Genomic DNA, 17,959 nt, shown 5'->3' with positions numbered 1-17,959 from the left:
CCTCACGCCTCCGGAGCTTCGAAGGTGGTCGTCCGGGCCAATCCGGCGGCCCGGCCCTTGCCCGCGACGACCAGCGCCATCTTGCGGCTCGCCTCGTCGATCATCTCGTCGCCGAGCATGGCCGAGCCCTTCGCGCCGCCCTTCTCGGAGGTGAAGTACTCGTAGGCGTCGAGGATCATCTCGGCGTGGTCGTAGTCCTCCTGGGAGGGCGAGAAGATCTCGTTGGACGCCTCGACCTGGCCCGGGTGCAGGACCCACTTGCCGTCGTAGCCCAGCGCGGCGGCGCGTCCGGCCACTTCGCGGAAGCCGTCGACGTTCTTGATCTGCAGGTACGGACCGTCGATCGCCTGGAGGTCGTGCGTGCGGGCGGCCATCAGGATGCGCATCAGGATGTAGTGGTAGGCGTCAGCCGGGTAGCCGGGCGGCTGCTCGCCGACGACCAGCGACTTCATGTTGATCGAGGCCATGAAGTCGGCCGGGCCGAAGACGATCGTCTCCATGCGCGGCGAGGCCGCGGCGATCTCGTCGACGTTGACGAGGCCCTTGGCGTTCTCGATCTGCGCCTCGATGCCGATGCGGCCCGCCTCCAGGCCCATCGTCGTCTCGATCTGGGTGAGCAGCATGTCCAGCGCGGTCACCTGCTGGGCGTCCTGCACCTTCGGCAGCATGATGCAGTCCAGGTTCTGCCCGGCGCCCTCGACGACCGTGATCACGTCACGGTACGTCCAGTGCGTCGTCCAGTCGTTGACCCGGACCACCCGGGTCTTGCCGCTCCAGTCACCCTCGTTGAGGAACTTCACGATGGTGTGCCGCGCGCCCTCCTTGGCCAGCGGCGCGCACGCGTCCTCCAGGTCGAGGAAGACCTGGTCCGCGGGGAGGCCCTGCGCCTTCTCCAGGAAGCGCGGGTTGCTTCCGGGCACGGCGAGACAGGAACGCCGCGGGCGGAGACGGGAAGCCGGGCCGGCCGGCGACGGGGCTGTCATGCGGGGACCTCCAGGGGGTCGAGCTTGTTCGCTGTGCGGATTTCATTGACGATACGGCCGATGATCTGCGTGATCCCGAAGTCCTTGGGCGTGAAGACCGCCGCGACCCCGGCGGCGCGCAGATCCGCCGCGTCCGCGGACGGGATGATGCCGCCGACGATGACGGGGACGTCGCCCGCGCCCGCGGCGCGCAGCCGGTCCAGGACGTCCGGGACCAGCTCCGCGTGGGAGCCGGAGAGAATGGACAGGCCGACGCAGTGGACGTCCTCGGCCACGGCCGCCGAGGAGATCTGCTGCGGTGTGAGCCTGATGCCCTGGTAGATCACCTCGAAGCCCGCGTCACGGGCCCGTACGGCGATCTGCTCGGCCCCGTTGCTGTGGCCGTCCAGGCCGGGTTTGCCCACCAGCAGCCGCAGTCTGTCCACCCCCAGCTCCCCGGCGGTCAGCTCCACCCGGCGCCGTACGTCGGCCAGGGAGGAGCCCTCCTCGGACGGTACGGCCACGGGGGCGCTGCTGACACCCGTGGGGGCGCGGAACTCACCGAAGACCTCACGCAGCGCCCCCGACCACTCGCCGGTGGTGACGCCGGCGCGTGCGCACTCCAGCGTCGCCTCCATGAGGTTGGCGTCGGTGGCGGCCGCGTCCTTCAGGTCCCGCAGGGCGCGGTCCGCGCGGGGGCCGGACGTCTGGTCGCGCTGGTCGCGCCAGCGCTTGACGGCCTCGACGACCCGGGCCTCGGTGGCCGGGTCGACGGTGTGGACGGCGGTCTCCAAGTCGGCGGTGAGCGGGTTCGACTCGGTCGACTCGTAGCAGTTGACGCCGACGATCTTCTCCTCGCCGGACTCGATCCGGCCGCGGCGCTCGGCGTGCGAGGAGACGAGCTGTGCCTTGAGATAGCCGGATTCGACGGCTGCCATGGCACCGCCCAGCTTCTCGATGTGCTCGATCTCGGCGAGGGACTGCTCGACCAGTTCGCAGACCTTGGCCTCGACGACGTGCGAGCCGTCGAAGATGTCGCCGTACTCCAGCAGGTCGCTCTCCTCCGCGAGCACCTGCTGGATGCGCAGCGACCACTGCTGGTCCCAGGGCCGGGGCAGGCCCAGCGCCTCGTTCCACGCGGGCAGTTGGACGGCCCGCGCGCGGGCGTCCCTGGAGAGGGTCACGGCCAGCATCTCCAGCACGATCCGCTGGACGTTGTTCTCCGGCTGCGCCTCGGTCAGGCCGAGGGAGTTGACCTGGACGCCGTAGCGGAACCGGCGCTGCCTGGGGTTGTCGATGCCGTACCGCTCGCGGATGATCCGGTCCCAGATGCGGGTGAAGGCCCGCATCTTGCACATCTCCTCGACGAAGCGGACGCCCGCGTTGACGAAGAAGGAGATGCGCGCGACCACGTCACCCATGCGCTCCGGCGGTACCTGCCCCGAGTCGCGCACGGCGTCGAGGACGGCGACCGCGGTGCTCATCGCGTACGCGATCTCCTGCACCGGCGTGGCACCGGCCTCCTGGAGGTGGTAGCTGCAGATGTTGATCGGATTCCACTTGGGGATGTGGGCGACCGTGTAGGCGATCATGTCCGTGGTCAGGCGCAGCGAGGGCCCCGGCGGGAAGACGTGCGTCCCGCGTGAGAGGTACTCCTTGACGATGTCGTTCTGCGTCGTCCCCTGGAGCACGGAGATGTCCGCGCCGTGCTCCTCCGCGACGACCTGGTACAGCGCCAGCAGCCACATGGCCGTGGCGTTGATGGTCATCGAGGTGTTCATCTGCTCCAGCGGGATGTCCTCGAACAGCCGCCGCATGTCGCCGACATGGGAGACCGGCACCCCGACCCGCCCGACCTCGCCGCGGGCGAGCACGTGGTCGGGGTCGTAGCCGGTCTGCGTGGGAAGGTCGAAGGCGACCGACAGCCCCGTCTGGCCCTTGGCGAGGTTGCGCCGGTACAGCTCGTTGGACGCCTCGGCGGTGGAGTGGCCGGCGTAGGTGCGCATGAGCCATGGCCGGTCCCGCTTTCCGCGTCCCGCCGCCTCCGGGCGCCCGGAGGCGGCGGGCGCCCCCTTCGACCCGTTAGCGCCGTTGGGCGCCGGCTCAGCGGCCCATGCGGGTTCCCCTGCTCGTGTCATGGGGAATCAGGCCACCTTGCCCTGCGCGGCGGGGTGCGTGTCGGCGTCGCGGAAGAGGTTGATGGCGTCGAGGTGCTCGGCCCGCTTGGCCTCGTCGTGGACGCCGAGGCCCTCCTGCGGGGCGAGGGCAAGAACGCCGACCTTGCCCTGGTGGACGTTGCGGTGGACGTCGTGGGCGGCCTGGCCGGTCTCCTCCAGGGTGTAGGTCTTGGACAGGGTGGGGTGGATCTTGCCCTTGGCGATGAGGCGGTTGGCCTCCCATGCCTCGCGGTAGTTGGCGAAGTGCGAGCCGACGATGCGCTTGAGCGACATCCACAGGTAGCGGTTGTCGTAGGTGTGCTCGTAGCCCGAGGTGGAGGCGCAGGTGACGATCGTGCCGCCCTTGCGGGTGACGTAGACGCTCGCGCCGAAGGTCTCGCGCCCCGGGTGCTCGAAGACGATGTCGACGTCCTCGCCGCCGGTGAGTTCGCGGATGCGCTTGCCGAACCGCTTCCACTCCCGGGGGTCCTGGCTGTGCTCGTCCTTCCAGAACCTGTAGCCCTCGGCGCTGCGGTCGATGATCGCCTCGGCGCCCATCCGCCGGCAGATCTGCGCCTTCTGCTCACTGGAGACCACACAGACGGGGTTGGCGCCGCCGGCGAGTGCGAACTGCGTGGCGTAGGAGCCCAGTCCGCCGCTGGCGCCCCAGATGAGGACGTTGTCGCCCTGTTTCATCCCGGCGCCGTTGCCGGAGACCAGCTGCCGGTAGGCGGTGGAGTTGACCAGGCCGGGGGCCGCGGCCTCCTCCCATGTGAGGTGGCCCGGCTTGGGCATGAGCTGGTTCGACTTGACCAGCGCGATCTCGGCGAGGCCGCCGAAGTTGGTCTCGAAGCCCCAGATGCGCTGCTCGGGGTCGAGCATCGTGTCGTTGTGGCCGTCCGCCGACTCGAGCTCGACGGAGAGGCAGTGCGCGACGACCTCGTCGCCCGGCTTCCAGGAGTTGACGCCCGCACCCGTGCGCAGCACGACGCCGGACAGGTCGGAGCCGATGACGTGGTACGGCAGGTCGTGCCGCCTGGCCAGCGGGGACAGACGCCCGTAGCGCTCCAGGAAGCTGAACGTCGAGACCGGCTCGAAGAGCGAGGTCCACACGGAGTTGTAGTTGACGGAGGACGCCATCACCGCCACCAGCGCCTCACCCGGGCCCAGTTCGGGCACCGGCACCTCGTCGAGGTGGAGCGACTTGCGCGGGTCCTTCTCCCGGGAGGGGAGGCCGTCGAACATCTCGGCCTCGTCCCGGTGGACGGTGATCGCGCGGTACGACTCGGGGAGGGGGATGCCGGCGAAGTCTTCGCTGGTCGTGTCTGGTGCGAGGATCGCGTCAAGGATCTTGTTCACGGTAATGCCTCCGGCGAAGCGCTGAGGAAGGAGACGCTTGAGGGTCGTCGGGTGTGAGGCAGTGCCGTCGGTTCGGCGGGTGATGCTGTTGGCGGCGCTGGTGAGCGCCATGTGGCCTGTGACGCAGGCATCCGGGCACGTACGGGTGTGGTCCCGTCGGGACGGTGCCCGGACTCGCACCAACGTATGACACCCAGTGCCAGCACGCAAGACACTGCGTGCCATTGATTTCTCATTTGTTACCGCGTCGCGCACGCATGAGCGCGCTCACCCCCGGGTCGGGCCGGAGCGCGCGGAGGCCCCCGCCACGTCTCTGCGGGTGCCTCTGCGGGGACTCCGCGAGGTGTACGTCAGCAGGGTCAGGCTGTTTCACGCAGTTCGTGGTGGGCGATCTTGCCGCTCGCGGTCAGCGGGAGCGCGTCGAGGAAGTGGATGCGGCTGGGCAGCTTGTACTCGGCGAGGCGTCCTCTCAGGAACGCCGTCAGCTCCTCGGCCGTGGGCCCGCGCGCCTGCCGCCTGACGACGAAGGCCACCGGCACCTGGCCCTCCTCGGGATCGGCGGCCGCAACGACCGCCGAGTCCGCGACCTGCGGATGCCGGTCGATCGCGGCCTCGACCTCCCCGGGGGTGATCTTGGAGGTGCGCCGCACGATCAGGTCCTTGATGCGGCCCCGGAACCACCACAGGCCGTCCGCGTCCTGCGAGCCCAGGTCCCCGGTGCGCAGCCAGCCCCGGGAGAGGGAACGACGGGTGAGGGCCTCGTCCTCCCAGTAGCCGTCCATCACCATGGGGCCTCGCACCAGCAGCTCGCCTGTCTCCCCGTCGGTGCGCAGCTCGGCACCGCCGACCGGTGTGCCGATGCAGCCGTCCCGGTCCAGGTGGGGCTCGCGGTCCACGGTGAGCCAGATCGCCTCCGTCAGGCCGTAGCCCACACCGATGGGCACCTGTGCCAGTGCCGTGAAGTCGCGCTGCAGTGCGGCGGGGACGGTGTCACCGCCGGTGTACACGCCCCGCAGCGAGGAGAACCACTCGTGCCGGGCTCCGGGTTCGTGCGCGAGCCGGGCCAGGATGTCGAGGTGCGTGCAGATCAGCGTGGGCCGGTGTTCCAGCAACCCCCGGACGTAGACCGGCAGTTCGAACCCGTCGTAGAGGACGGCCCGGCCGCCGGCCAGCAGCGTGCTCATCGTCTCGATGAAACCGCTGACGTGGACCAGCGGATCGCACACCTGCACCACGTCGTCGGCCCGTACGCCGCCCATCGCCTCCGCGGTGCTGGTGAGCATCGCCAGGGCGGAGCGGTGAGTGTGCACCACGCCCTTCGGGTCGCCTGTCGAGCCGGAGGTGAAGAACAGCGCTGCGGGTCCGTCCGGCCCGGGCGGCTCCGGTGTGCTTCCGGGGCGGGACGTCAGCAGAGGGGCGAACGCCTCGTGACGCCCGCTCCGCCCGGTGACCAGCACGCGCAGCCCGGCCAGGACCGCCGGGTCGATGCCGTCGAGCCGGTCCGCGAGGTTCTCGTCGACGATCAGCCAGCGGGGACGTGCACGCCGCAGGGCACGCTCGATCTCCGGCGGTGCGTAGCGCGTGTTGAGCGGTGCGGCGACAGCGCCCGAACGGAAGCAGGCCAGATAGGTCAGGACGGCCTCGGGGCAGGTCGGCAGCATGAAAGCCACCCGCTCGCCCGCCAGCCCGGACATCTCGCCGGCCAGGGCGCCGGCCATGGCGGCCAGCTTGCCGTAGGTCCACGGCCGCCCCTCGTGCACCAGGGACACCGACTCGGGCGGGTGCGTCTCGATCAAGCGGCTGAGCTGCGATGAAGCGGCTTCGGCAGCCATGACGTCCTCCTCGGGCACGGGCCATTGCCGGCCCCTGACGGGTCACGTCCCCTACCCTTCCGAGGTGCCCCGCTGGCGGTGGATATGCCCGTGGATGTCCCGCCTTCGCGGGCAGCCGTGACCGGCCCTCGGGCCGCGGCCGCCGGCCGGGGTGGACACGGGCGGACATACGCCGGCACGGCACCCGGGACCCGGGACGGCACGGCACCCGGGAAACGGGCATCGGCACCCGAGATCCGGGCGAGCGGTCTGCTCGGCCATCGCGGGTCCACCAGCTCGACGGCCTACTCCCGTAGCGCCTGCTCGATCGTGCGCATGATCTCGTCGATGGGGGTGTCCGTACGGGCGACGGTGACCAGAACCTCGTCCGCCCGCGTCGTGCCGGCGGCGGCCGCCGGCTCCGCCGACGCGGGCCGGTTCGCGCCGAATCCGGTACCGAACGTCTTGCGCACGATCGCGAAGGCATGGTCCAACTGCGCCTCCACGTCGCCCACTCCGCCGCCCCGCAGCCAGCGCCGCAGCACGTGGTTGTGCGCGGTGACCACCGCGGAGGCGGCGACCTCCGCCAGCAGCGGTTCGTCGAAGTCGCTGACACCGTCGCGGTGGGCGGCCTCGTCGAAGTGACCCAGCAGATAGCGCGTGAAGAGCCGCTCGTAACGCGCTACGGAGGCGATCTCACGCTCGCGCAGCGCGGGCACCTCACGGGTCAGCTTGTAGCGCTCGACGCTGCCCTTGGGCGAGGCCGCGTACATCCGCATGACTTCCTTGATGCCCCGGCACACGGTGTCCAGCGGGTTCTCGTGCGCGGGCGCGGCCTCCAGCACGGCCTGCGCGCGCACCAGGGTGTCGTCGTGATCGGGGAAGATGGCCTCTTCCTTGGCGCGGAAGTGCCGGAAGAACGTCCGGCGGGCGACCCCGGCCGTGGCGGCGATCTCGTCGACGGTCGTCGCCTCGTAGCCCTTCGTCGCGAAGAGTTCCATCGCCGCCGCCGCCAACTCGCGGCGCATCCGCAGGCGCTGGGAGGACGCGGCGTGCGAACGGGACGGCTTCGCGGAGTCTGACATGTGGGGAACGTTACACGCCGTGACGGACTCGGGGGGCGGGCAGCCGCCTGTCGGCTCGAGCAGCCCGCCCCACCGGTGGATCCGCTTCAACTGCGCCTCACCGCTGTGCGTACTCGCGGAATCCGCGTCCCGTCTTCCTGCCCAGACAGCCCGCGGCCACCAGGTGTTCCAGCAGCGGCGCCGGAGCCAGCCCCGGGTCGCGGAACTCGCGGTGCAGCACCTGCTCGATGGCGAGGGACACGTCCAGCCCGACGACGTCCAGCAGTTCGAACGGCCCCATCGGGTAGCCGCCGCCCAGGCGCATCGCGGCGTCGATGTCGTCGAGCGAGGCGTAGTGCTGCTCGACCATCTTCACGGCGTTGTTGAGGTATGGGAAAAGGAGTGCGTTGACGATGAATCCCGCGCGGTCCCCGCAGTCCACCGGGTGCTTGCGCACCCCCGCGCACACCTCGCGGACCGTCGCATGCGCCTCGTCGCCGGTGAGGACCGTACGCACGACCTCGACGAGCTTCATCGCGGGCGCCGGGTTGAAGAAGTGCATCCCGATGACGTCCTCGGGACGTGAGGTGGCGCGGGCACAGGCCACGACGGGGAGGGAGGAGGTCGTCGTCGCGAGCACCGCACCCGGCTTGCAGACCCTGTCCAGTGTCGCGAAGAGCTGCCGCTTGACCTCCAGGTCCTCGGCCACCGCCTCGACGGCCAGGTCCACTGCGGACAGCCCCTCCGGGGAGCCCGCCGGAGTGATGCGGGCGAGTGCCGCGTCCCGGTCCTCCTCGCTCATCCGGCCCTTCTTCACGGACCGTTCGAAGGAGGCGGCGACGCGGGCCTTGGCCGCTGCCGCCTTCTCCTCCCCGCGTGCGGCGAGCACCGTCGCGTACCCGGCCTTGGCGAACACCTCGGCGATGCCGCACGCCATGGTTCCCGAGCCGGCCACGCCCACGCTCTGAACGGTGCGTCCGGGCGTGCGCGCGGCGCCGGCGTCCGGTGTCCGCGTGTCGGTGACGGTCACCGACGAGCCGGGCGCCTCATAGGTGTAGAAGCCGCGGCCGGCCTTCTGCCCGGTCAGCCCGGCGTCGCTGAGCTGGCGCAGGATCGGGGCGGGCGCGTGCAAGCGGTCGTGCGAGTCGGCGTACATGGCCTCCAGCACGGTGCGGGCGGTGTCGATGCCGATCAGGTCGAGCAGCGCCAGCGGGCCCATCGGCAGGCCGCAGCCCAGCCGCATCGCGTCGTCGATGTCCTCGCGGCTGGCGTAGCGCGACTCGTACATCGCAGCGGCCTGGTTGAGGTAGCCGAAGAGCAGCCCGTCGGCGACGAATCCGGGCCGGTCGCCGACCGCGACCGGCTCCTTGCCCAGATCGCGCGCCAGAGCGGTGACCGCTTCGACGGCCTCCGGAGAGGTGAGCACCGAGGAGACCACCTCGACGAGCCTCATCGCCGGCGCGGGGTGGAAGAAGTGCATCCCCAGCACGCGCTCGGGCCGGTCCGAGTCGGCCGCGAGGCGGGTGACGGACAGCGCGTTCGTGCCCGTCGCGAGGATGGTGTCCGGCTTGACGACGGTGTCGAGCGCGGCGAAGACCTGGCACTTGGTGTCGTAGTCCTCCGGCACGACCTCGATCACCAGGTCCGCCTCGGCGGCGGCCCGCAGGTCGGAGAAGGTGCGGAAGCGGGACAGAGCCTCCTGCCGCTCGTCCTCCGTCATGCGTTCGCGCTGTACGGCACGCGCGGTGGAGGCTTCGAAGGCGGTGGTGGCGTGGCGGGCGGCGGTGTCACTGATGTCGATGCCGATGACCTCGCGGCCGGCACGGGCAAGGACGTCGGCGATTCCGGTACCCATGGTGCCGAGGCCGACGACGGCGATGGTGTGCAGAGGCGGACGGTCCATCACGGGACTCCAGGGGTGTGACGACTGAACGGTGAGGGTTCGGCCGCGCGCCCGCCGTGACCGGCTCAGCGGTGGAACACGGAGGGTGCCCGCGGCAGGGTGGGGCGAGGATGCGAGGAACGCGGAACCTGCCCTGTCCCGGGGGCGGTTACCAACTCAGCGTGCTGTCCGGGCAGCGCCGCGGCGTACACCGCAGGCCCGGACCCCCGCCGAACCGACTGCACTCTCGGGCAGCTGCGTCACCAGGCCGCCCGAGCGGGGGTGCCGCTCTGCGAGCCACCTTAACTCGTGGGTAACCAATGCGCCAGGGGTATGGCTCTCCCAGGGCTGTGGGACGGAGCACGTGGGGGTGGAGCGGAAGTGAGCGACGCATTCCGAGCGTTGACCGATCGCGTACGGGCCGAGGCGGACCCGTCCGAGTACGAACGTCTGGTGGCACTCGCGAGGGAGGGCACACCGGCGGCGCTGGACGAACTCGCGGCCGTACTGGCGGAGAGCCAACGTCCGCTGTGGGCACGGGAAGTGGCGGCGTTCGCGCTCGGCAGCGCGGGCGACCGGCGTGCCTTCGAGACGCTGATCTTCATGCTGAACTACCGCGACCCCGTGCGCTGCGCGACCGCCGCCCACGCCCTGGCACGCCTGCGCGACCCCCGCACCGCACGCGCGGCGGCGGCCCTGGCGACGAACGAACTGCGCACGGGCTACGCGCTGCACGCCGTACGGCTGCTCACGGCGTTACGGGCTCCGGAGTCCGTGCCCACCCTGATCTCCGTCCTGCAGCGGCTGCTGATGGGGCCGGTGCACTACTGGCCGATCGCGGAGGCGTGCGTACAGGGGCTCGGTGCGCTCGGCGACCGGCGTGCCGTGGCCGTACTGGGCGCGGCGGCGGAGCACCACCGGCTGTCACCGTCGGCGAAGGCGGCACTGGCGCGGATACCGGCGGCGTCCGGCCGCACCCGCAGACGGTCGGTCAGACCGCACGGGTGAGTGCCCCGGGCGGACCCGGCCCGGAGGAGGCGGTGGGAGGGCCGCGGCTCCCGGCGCCCGTCCCTGCCCTCTCCCGTACGCGCATGTGTGGGGGAGGGGCGGCAGCCGCCGGTCCGGAAGGGCGAGGGGATTTCCGGGGTGTGCCCCCGGTGGAGCAGTCGGCGGCAATCCGGACGGAAGATGTCGGGTATCCGCGTCAGCATGAGCACATGACTCACAGCTGGGCGGACTTCCGTGCCGCACAACCCGAATTCGCCGACACCGTGCAAGCGCGTTTCGAGGACTTCCGTCACCACGTCCTCGGCACGCTGCGGACCGACGGGTCGCCCCGGCTGACCGGCCTGGAGGCGAACTTCCACGACGGCGGGCTCTGGCTGGGAATGATGATCGGCTCCCGCAAGGCGCTGGACCTGCGCCGCGACCCACGCTTCTCCCTGCACGCCAACCCCGGCTCCCACAGCGACATGGCCGGCGGCGACGTACGCGTCTCCGGACGCGCGATCGAGGTGACGGAGGAGGACGAACTGGCGCGGTTCGCGGCCGGGCAGCCCGAGGGCGAGCAGCCGGAGCGCTTCCACCTCTTCCGGACCGAGCTGTCGGAGGTCGTACGGGTGCATGTGGAGGACCCGTACATCGTCTTCGAGGTCTGGCACCCGGGACACGCGCTGCGCACGATCCGGCGTGAGAACGAGGACAGCACCCTGCACGTGGACGCCTGAGCGGGCCGGCCCCGCCGCAGGGGTTCACAGCAGCGTCAGCTGCGTGCAGTCCGGGCTGTCGGGTTCCTCCGCCCGCTCGGGGCGGGCCTCCACGCGGCGGTGGGTGCCGGGTGAGGAGGGGCCGATGCCGTACTCGGCGGCCAGTTCGTGCACCTGCCGGGTGATGCGGCGCTGGTACCACTTGGGGGCGTAGGCGCCGTTCTCGTAGAGCGCCTCGTAGTGCCGCACGAGGTGCGGGTGGTGCCGGGCGAGCCATTCCATGTACCACTCGCGGGCGCCGGGCCGCAGATGCAGCGCGAGCGGGGTGACGGACGTGGCACCGGCGGCGGCTGTCGCCCGTACGGTGGCGCGCAGTTGGGCGGGGGAGTCCCCGAGGAAGGGGAGGACGGGCGCCATCAGGACGCCGCACGGGATGCCGTGGGAGCTGAGGGTGCGCACCACGTCCAGGCGGCGCTCGGGCGCGGGTGTTCCGGGCTCGACCGTGCGCCACAGCTCTTCCTCGGTGGAACCGACCGACACCGAGATCCCCACGTCCGTGACGGCTGCGGCCGAGCGCAGCAGGTCGAGGTCCCGGAGGATGAGCGTGCCCTTGGTGAGGATGGAGAACGGGTTGGCGTGGTCGCGGAGCGCGGTGAGGATGCCGGGCATCAGGCGGTAGCGGCCCTCTGCGCGCTGGTAGCAGTCGACGTTGGTGCCCATCGCTATGTGTTCGCCCGTCCAGCGGCGCGCGCCCAGTTCCCGGCGCAGCAGTTCCGGGGCGTTGACCTTCACGACGATCTGCGAGTCGAAGTCCGCGCCGGTGTCCAGGTCGAGGTAGCGGTGTGTGCCGCGTGCGAAGCAGTACACGCACGCGTGGGAGCAGCCGCGGTAGGGGTTCACCGTCCATTCGAACGGCATCCGGGACGCTCCGGGTACCCGGTTGACGATCGAGCGCGCACGTACCTCGTGGAAGGTGATCCCGCGGAACTCGGGGGTGTCGAACCGGCGGGTGACGACGTCGGTGCCGAAGAGGGCAGCGGTCTCCGCCGTCCCGTCGCCGCTCAGGTTTTCCCAGCGCATGGACCCTCCTCGAGCCTGGCCGTCCTCGTACATGTAATAGAACACCTGTTCCCACGCCTGGTGTCAAGCCGATTTGGGCCCGGGACGCGGGGGTGATTGGGTTGCGTCCCGGGCCCGTCGCGGCCAGTGCGCGGCGTACTCGGGGCGCCGGCCCGGCGCAACTCACGTGTGCGGATGAGCAGGAGGAGCTAATGGCGCAGGTCGTCTCGACCACCCAGCGCGAGATCGCGGCGAAGCCCGATGCCGTCTTCGACGGGCTCGCCGACTACAGCGGCACGCGGCCGAAGGTGCTGCCCGCCCACTTCAGCGAGTACGAGGTGCGCGAAGGCGGTGACGGCGAGGGCACCGTCGTGCACTGGAAGCTCCAGGCGACCAGCAAGCGGGTGCGCGACTGCCTGATGGAGGTGAGTGAACCGGCCGACGACGAACTCGTCGAGAAGGACCGCAACTCCTCGATGGTCACCACCTGGAAGGTCACTCCGGGCGCGGGCGAGGGCACCGCGCGCGTCACCGTGCGGACCACGTGGGACGGCGCCGGGGGCGTCGGCGGCTTCTTCGAGAAGACGTTCGCGCCGAAGGGCCTCGCCCGGATCTACGACGAAATCCTCGCCAAGCTCGCGGCCGAGCTGGAGAAGTAGGCCGGTCAACGGGCCGGTGGGCGGCGCGCGTTCGCCGCTCACCGGTTCGGGTGGTTTTCGCGGCGGTGCGTTGTACGGGCCGCCCGTGCGACCCGCCGTCAAAGTCGCAGTTGAGCGCCCGATGGGCGCCCTGGGCAACGGATTCGGCGCTCTCCCCGGCGCCGGCGGCCGTCCCGTGTCTGACTTGCTCGCTCTGTCGCGTAATGCGAGAAATGCCGTCCGAGGACGGGCCGGCGCGACAGGGGGAGTGCAATGGGCGGGACAGCTCTGGGCCACAGGGACGAGCAGAGCCCCGCCGTCGTCGAAGTGAGCCTGGAGATCCCGGCGTACGGGCGGGAGGCTGCCGGTGCGGCCCGGCGTGAGGAGCCCGGGCCGGGGCCGCTCGGGGCAACCGGGGCCGTAGCCGCGGAGGAACCCGCCGGGGAACCCGCCGAGGACGTGCGCGGCGCGCAGCCCCCTCCCGATGGCGGGGAGACCGCCGCCGGGCTCAGCCCGCGCCGCGTACGGCTGGTCTTCGTGGCCCTGATGCTCGCACTGCTCCTCGCCGCGCTCGAACAGACCATCGTCGCAACGGCGTTGCCGAAGATCGTCGGCGAGCTGCACGGCCTGGACCGCATGTCGTGGGCGGTGACCTCCTACCTCCTGGCCGCCACCGTCGTCCTGCCCGTCTACGGCAAGCTCGGGGACCTCTTCGGCCGCAAGGGAATCTTCCTCTTCGCCATCGTCGTCTTCGTCGCCGGCTCCGCGCTCGCGGGCTGGTCCCGGACGATGACCGAACTCATCGCGTACCGCGCCCTGCAGGGCATCGGCGCGGGCGGCCTGATGATCGGCGTGCAGGCGATCATCGCGGACATCGTGCCGCCCCGTGCACGCGGCCGCTACATGGGCCTGATCGGCGCCGCCTTCGGCCTCGCCTCGGTGGCCGGACCGCTGCTCGGCGGCTGGTTCACCGACGAACTCTCCTGGCGCTGGTGCTTCTACGTCAACGTCCCCTTCGGTCTGCTCACACTCCTGGTCACCGCCCTCGTGCTGAAGCTGCCCCGTCCGCGCGGGCGTCCCCGGCTGGACGTGCCGGGCACGCTGTTGCTCGCACTCTTCTCCACCTGTCTGGTTCTGCTGACGAGTTGGGGCGGGAGCGAGTACGAGTGGGACGACCCCGTCATCCTCGGGCTGGGCGCCGGGGCGGTGCTGGGCGCCGGGCTCCTCGTCGCCGTCGAACGCCGTGCGAGCGAGCCCGTCCTCCCGCTGCGTCTGTTCAAGGACCCGGTCTTCACCATCACGGGGCTGGTCGCCGTGGCCGTCGGGATCGCCCTGTTCGGCGCCGCCAGCTACCTGCCGAGCTATCTGCAGATGGTCGACGGCGTCAGCGCCACGGAGTCCGGGCTGCTGATGCTGCCCATGATGGGCGGCGTCGTCCTGGCCTCCACCGCCTCGGGCCAGCTCATCTCCCGCACCGGGCGGTACAAGCCGTATCCCGTGCTGGGCTGCGCGCTGTCGGCCGCGGGGATGTGGCTGCTGTCCGGGCTGGGGACGGACACCGGGCGCGGTACGTACAGCGTGTGGATGGGCGTGCTCGGGCTCGGCATCGGGTTCGTGCTTCCCGTGCTCGTTCTCGCCGTGCAGAACTCCGTCCCCGTACGCGACCTGGGTGCCGCGACCAGCGCCAACAACTACTTCCGGCAGATCGGCGGAAGCGTCGGCGCCGCCGTGTTCGGCACCCTGTTCATCCACCGGCTCACCGACGCGCTCGCCCGGGAGCTGCCGCAGGCGGCGTCCGGGGTGCCCGCCCGGGAACTGCCCGACCCCGCGTCGCTGACCCCGCAGACGGTGCACGCACTGCCCGGCCCGCTGCGGGACGCCTATGTGCAGGCCTACGCGGACGCCATGCCGCGGATCTTCCTCTATCTGGTCCCGGTGCTCGTGCTCGGGCTCGTCCTCACCTTCTTCCTCAAGGAGAAACCCCTGGTGTCCGAGAACGCTCCCGTGCCCGAGGCGCGTGGCGCCGAGTCCGAACGCTCCGGCCCCGGCGGGGAGGCCGGCGGGGAGCATCACCCCACCGGTGCGGCCGGCCCCTCCGGCGACGGCGGCCCTTCCCGGCCCTCCCCGGCGGGGCGTGCGGACCCTTGGGAGGCCAGGGAGGCCAGGGACGCCAGGGGGGAGACCGCTGCCGCCTCCGCCGCCGGAGCCGCAAGGCACCGCTCCGCGGGCGTCCCCGTCCGCGGCAGCGTGCGGCACCACGACGGCAGCGGCGTGCCCCGTGCCGCGCTCACCCTCATCGACACCGGGGGCAGACAGGTCGGCCGAGGAGCGACCGGGGAGGACGGGCGGTACACGCTCAACGCGCCCGGCAATGCCTCCTGCGTCCTCATTGCCGCCGCCGGCGGTCACCAGCCGAAGGCCGTCAGCGTCACCGTGGGCGAACGCCCCGTCGAACTGGACGTCGTGCTGGGCGGTGCGGGACGGCTGGCGGGCCGCGTGCTCACCGGGGACGGACAGCCGGTGCGGGACGCGGCGGTCAGCCTCACCGACGTACGCGGCGAGGTCGTCGCCGCCACCCGCAGCAGCCGGGAGGGGAGTTACGCCATCGACGCGCTGGTGGCGGGCGAGTACACCCTCGCAGCCGCCGCGCCCGCCCACCGGCCCGCCGCGCTGCCGGTCTCCGTGCACGCCTCGCGCGAGACCCGGCAGGACATCGGACTGACGGGCGGCGCGGTGCTGCGCGGCACCGTACGGGCGGCGGGCGGACGGCCCGTCGAGGACGCACGGGTGACGCTGATGGACGCGGGAGGGAACGTCGTCGACACGGTCACCACCCGGCTGGACGGGGTCTTCCGCTTCGTGGACCTCTGCTCGGGCGAGTACACCGTCATCGCCTCGGGCTATCCGCCGGTGGCCACCGTCCTTCAGGTGGCGGGCGGCGGCCGTACCGAGCGGGATCTGCAACTGGGGCACAAGGACTGAGCGTTGCCGCACGGGCATTGACGTCCGAGCGTGTCGCTGAGCGGCCGCGGGGCGTGTTGCGGCGGGTGAATGCGCTGGTCAGCAGGTGGGAGAGGGGAACTCCAGTGGTTCAGACCACAGGAGTTATCCACAAGGGTGTCAAGGTGTTTGCGCACCGCGTAACGTTCCCGGCATGAAGATCCTCATCAGCGCCGACATGGAAGGCGCCACGGGAGTCACGTGGCCCGCGGACGTCCTGCCGGGCACGCCCCAGTGGGAGCGCTGCCGCCCGATGTTCACCTCAGACGTCAACGCCGCGGTGGAGGGCTTCTTCGAGGGCGGCGCCGCAGAGGTGCTGATCAACGAGGCGCACTGGACGATGCGCAATCTGCTGCTGGAGCAGCTGGACGACCGGGCGCAGATGCTCACGGGCCGTCACAAGTCGCTCAGCATGGTGGAGGGCGTGCAGCACGGCGACGTGGACGGCATCGCCTTCGTCGGATACCACACGGGTGCTGGCGAGGAGGGCGTGCTGGCGCACACCTATCTGGCCAACTCCATCACCGGGGTGTGGGCGGACGGCGTGCGTGCCAGCGAGGGCCTGCTCAACTCCCTGGTCGTCGCGGAGTACGGGGTGCCGGTGGTGCTGGTGACGGGCGACGACCGCACCGTGGAGGACGCCAAGGGGTACGCGCCGGAGGCGCCGGGGGTCGCCGTGAAGGACTACGTCTCGCGCTACGCCGCCGTCTGCCGCACCCCGGGGCGCACCGCCGCGGACATCAGGGCGGCGGCACGCGAGGGTGCCCGGCTGGCGGTGCGCACGCCCCCGGCGCCTGCCCAGGAGCACACGGTGGAGCTGGAGTTCGACGCCGAGCACCTGGCCGGAGCGGCTTGCGTGGTGCCCGGCGTGAACAGGACGGGTGAGCGTCGCGTGGCCTACACGTCCCCGGACATGTACGAAGGAATCCGTACGTTCAAGGCGGTCACGACCCTGGTCTCGGCAGCGGTGGAGGAGCAGTATGGCTGAGCACATCGACCAGCGTGCCCTGGACGAGGCGGTGACCTTCACCTCGGAGCTGATCCGCCTCGACACCACGAACCACGGTGGGGGCGAGGGCTCCGAGCGTGCCGCCGCCGAGTACGTGGCCGAGCGGCTCTCCGCGGTGGGCGTCGAGCCCGCCCTGCTGGAGAAGGCCCCCGGACGGACGAACGTGGTCGCACGGATCGAGGGCACGGACCCGTCCGCGGACGCGCTGCTCGTGCACGGTCACCTCGACGTGGTGCCCGCCGAGCCCGCCGACTGGAGTGTGCACCCCTTCTCGGGCGAGATCCGCGACGGGGTGGTCTGGGGCCGCGGCGCCATCGACATGAAGAACGCGGACGCGATGGTGCTCGCCCTCGTACGCGCCTGGGCACGTGCGGGTGTGCGGCCGCGCCGCGACATCGTGCTGGCCTTCACGGCGGACGAGGAGGACAGCGCGGACTACGGCTCGGGCTATCTCACCGAGCACCACGCTGAGCTGTTCGAGGGATGCACCGAAGGGATCAGCGAGTCCGGCGCCTTCACCTTCCACGCCGGGAACGGGCTGCGGCTGTACCCGGTCGCGGCCGGCGAGAGGGGCACGGCCTGGCTCAGGCTGACCGCACGCGGCAAGGCCGGACACGGCTCCAAGGTCAACCGTGCCAACGCCGTCAGCAGGCTCGCCGCGGCGGTGGCACGCATCGGGGAGCACCAGTGGCCGCAGCGGCTCACCCCGACCGTGCGCGCCGCGCTCACGGAGCTCGCGTCGGCGCACGGCCTGCCCGAACCGGACGTGGACGGGCCGGACTTCGACGCTGACAAGTTCCTCGCCGAACTCGGCCCGGCCGCCGCGCTCGTGGAGCCCACCGTGCGCAACAGCGCCAACCCGAGCGTGCTGGAGGCCGGTTACAAGGTCAACGTCATCCCGGGCAGTGCCACGGCGTTCGTCGACGGGCGGATGCTCCCCGGCGGTGAGGAGGAGTTCGACAAGACCCTCGACCGGCTCACCGGGCCGCACGTGGACTGGGAGTTCCACCACCGCGAGGTCCCCCTCCAGGCACCCGTCGGCTCACCGGCGTACGCCGCGATGCGCGAGGCGCTGGAGCACTTCGACCCGGACGCCCACGTCGTGCCCTTCTGCATGTCGGGAGGCACGGACGCCAAGCAGTTCTCACGTCTGGGCGTCGTCGGGTACGGCTTCACCCCGTTGAAGCTGCCCGAAGGCTTCGACTACCAGGCGCTCTTCCACGGCGTCGACGAGCGTGTCCCGGTGGACGCCCTGCACTTCGGCGTCCGCGTACTCGACCGCACCCTGCTCGCTCTCTAGGTTCCCGGAGGCT

The 17,959-nt window shown here is 71.3% G+C and carries 13 protein-coding genes; 6 read left to right on the top strand and 7 right to left on the bottom strand.

Translation table 11 applies throughout. From position 1 onward, the window contains the following. Positions 1–2: 2 nt before the first annotated feature. From H343_RS0104985 to H343_RS0104955, 6 genes are all read right to left on the bottom strand, one after another. Entirely contained in the window at positions 3–983 is a 981-nt protein-coding gene (locus H343_RS0104985) for an HpcH/HpaI aldolase/citrate lyase family protein (RefSeq protein ID WP_028430236.1), read from the bottom strand. After that, positions 980–3,100 carry a protein meaA gene (locus H343_RS0104980; protein WP_078505010.1) on the bottom strand — a complete coding sequence of 707 codons (2,121 nt, stop codon included), beginning with the start codon at positions 3,098–3,100 and terminating at the stop codon, positions 980–982. Before H343_RS0104980 ends, H343_RS0104985 begins: the two co-directional genes overlap by 4 nt. Before the next feature lie 6 nt (positions 3,101–3,106). Beyond that, positions 3,107–4,483, bottom strand: coding sequence for a crotonyl-CoA carboxylase/reductase (gene ccrA / locus H343_RS28965; protein WP_051264624.1), 1,377 nt, complete (start codon positions 4,481–4,483; stop codon positions 3,107–3,109). A gap of 353 nt (positions 4,484–4,836) precedes the next feature. Further along, the gene (locus H343_RS0104970) at positions 4,837–6,309 is read right to left on the bottom strand and encodes a class I adenylate-forming enzyme family protein (protein ID WP_037902348.1); all 1,473 of its coding nucleotides are present in this window, start codon (positions 6,307–6,309) and stop codon (positions 4,837–4,839) included. Positions 6,310–6,593: 284 nt separating this feature from the next. Further along, positions 6,594–7,373: a TetR family transcriptional regulator gene (locus H343_RS0104960; RefSeq protein ID WP_051264588.1), complete on the bottom strand. Its 780-nt coding sequence runs from the start codon at positions 7,371–7,373 to the stop codon at positions 6,594–6,596. Between the two features lie 97 nt (positions 7,374–7,470). After that, on the bottom strand, positions 7,471–9,255 hold the full coding sequence (locus tag H343_RS0104955) for a 3-hydroxyacyl-CoA dehydrogenase (RefSeq protein WP_028430232.1): 1,785 nt from the start codon (positions 9,253–9,255) through the stop codon (positions 7,471–7,473). Positions 9,256–9,615: 360 nt separating this feature from the next. Between H343_RS0104955 and H343_RS0104950 the strand changes: the two genes are divergently transcribed. Beyond that, the gene (locus H343_RS0104950; RefSeq protein WP_028430231.1) at positions 9,616–10,242 is read left to right on the top strand and encodes a PBS lyase; all 627 of its coding nucleotides are present in this window, start codon (positions 9,616–9,618) and stop codon (positions 10,240–10,242) included. 209 nt (positions 10,243–10,451) lie between these two features. Then, on the top strand, positions 10,452–10,961 hold the full coding sequence (locus H343_RS0104945; protein ID WP_028430230.1) for a pyridoxamine 5'-phosphate oxidase family protein: 510 nt from the start codon (positions 10,452–10,454) through the stop codon (positions 10,959–10,961). Between the two features lie 24 nt (positions 10,962–10,985). Here the strand turns inward: H343_RS0104945 and H343_RS0104940 are convergent, their stop codons facing one another. Further along, on the bottom strand, positions 10,986–12,020 hold the full coding sequence (locus H343_RS0104940) for an Rv2578c family radical SAM protein (RefSeq protein ID WP_028430229.1): 1,035 nt from the start codon (positions 12,018–12,020) through the stop codon (positions 10,986–10,988). A gap of 191 nt (positions 12,021–12,211) precedes the next feature. On the opposite strand from H343_RS0104940, the gene H343_RS0104935 reads away from it, so the two are divergent. The 4 genes from H343_RS0104935 (at position 12,212) to H343_RS0104920 (ending at position 17,946) form a co-directional block, all read left to right on the top strand. Continuing rightward, entirely contained in the window at positions 12,212–12,658 is a 447-nt protein-coding gene (locus tag H343_RS0104935; RefSeq protein WP_028430228.1) for an SRPBCC family protein, read from the top strand. A gap of 252 nt (positions 12,659–12,910) precedes the next feature. Beyond that, on the top strand, positions 12,911–15,619 hold the full coding sequence (locus H343_RS28960; RefSeq protein ID WP_078505008.1) for an MFS transporter: 2,709 nt from the start codon (positions 12,911–12,913) through the stop codon (positions 15,617–15,619). 172 nt (positions 15,620–15,791) lie between these two features. Continuing rightward, on the top strand, positions 15,792–16,625 hold the full coding sequence (locus H343_RS0104925; protein ID WP_028430227.1) for a M55 family metallopeptidase: 834 nt from the start codon (positions 15,792–15,794) through the stop codon (positions 16,623–16,625). Further along, complete coding sequence (locus H343_RS0104920) at positions 16,618–17,946, top strand: M20/M25/M40 family metallo-hydrolase (protein ID WP_028430226.1); 1,329 nt, start codon at positions 16,618–16,620, stop codon at positions 17,944–17,946. The genes H343_RS0104925 and H343_RS0104920 overlap by 8 nt, the downstream gene beginning before the upstream one ends. Positions 17,947–17,959 lie beyond the last annotated feature (13 nt).

This window comes from Streptomyces sp. TAA204, from assembly GCF_000424965.1.
The sequence above is the reverse complement of the archived record's forward strand: the minus strand, read 5'-3'. Positions and strand labels throughout refer to the sequence as shown.

Coding starts and splice junctions, on each gene's coding strand:
- H343_RS0104985 (WP_028430236.1), bottom strand. CDS start 983: ATGACAGCCCCGTCGCCGGCCGGCCCGGCTTCCCGTCTCCGCCCGCGG.
- H343_RS0104980 (WP_078505010.1), bottom strand. CDS start 3,100: ATGACACGAGCAGGGGAACCCGCATGGGCCGCTGAGCCGGCGCCCAAC.
- H343_RS0104970 (WP_037902348.1), bottom strand. CDS start 6,309: ATGGCTGCCGAAGCCGCTTCATCGCAGCTCAGCCGCTTGATCGAGACG.
- H343_RS0104960 (WP_051264588.1), bottom strand. CDS start 7,373: ATGTCAGACTCCGCGAAGCCGTCCCGTTCGCACGCCGCGTCCTCCCAG.
- H343_RS0104955 (WP_028430232.1), bottom strand. CDS start 9,255: ATGGACCGTCCGCCTCTGCACACCATCGCCGTCGTCGGCCTCGGCACC.
- H343_RS0104945 (WP_028430230.1), top strand. CDS start 10,452: ATGACTCACAGCTGGGCGGACTTCCGTGCCGCACAACCCGAATTCGCC.
- H343_RS0104940 (WP_028430229.1), bottom strand. CDS start 12,020: ATGCGCTGGGAAAACCTGAGCGGCGACGGGACGGCGGAGACCGCTGCC.
- H343_RS0104935 (WP_028430228.1), top strand. CDS start 12,212: ATGGCGCAGGTCGTCTCGACCACCCAGCGCGAGATCGCGGCGAAGCCC.
- H343_RS28960 (WP_078505008.1), top strand. CDS start 12,911: ATGGGCGGGACAGCTCTGGGCCACAGGGACGAGCAGAGCCCCGCCGTC.
- H343_RS0104925 (WP_028430227.1), top strand. CDS start 15,792: ATGAAGATCCTCATCAGCGCCGACATGGAAGGCGCCACGGGAGTCACG.
- H343_RS0104920 (WP_028430226.1), top strand. CDS start 16,618: ATGGCTGAGCACATCGACCAGCGTGCCCTGGACGAGGCGGTGACCTTC.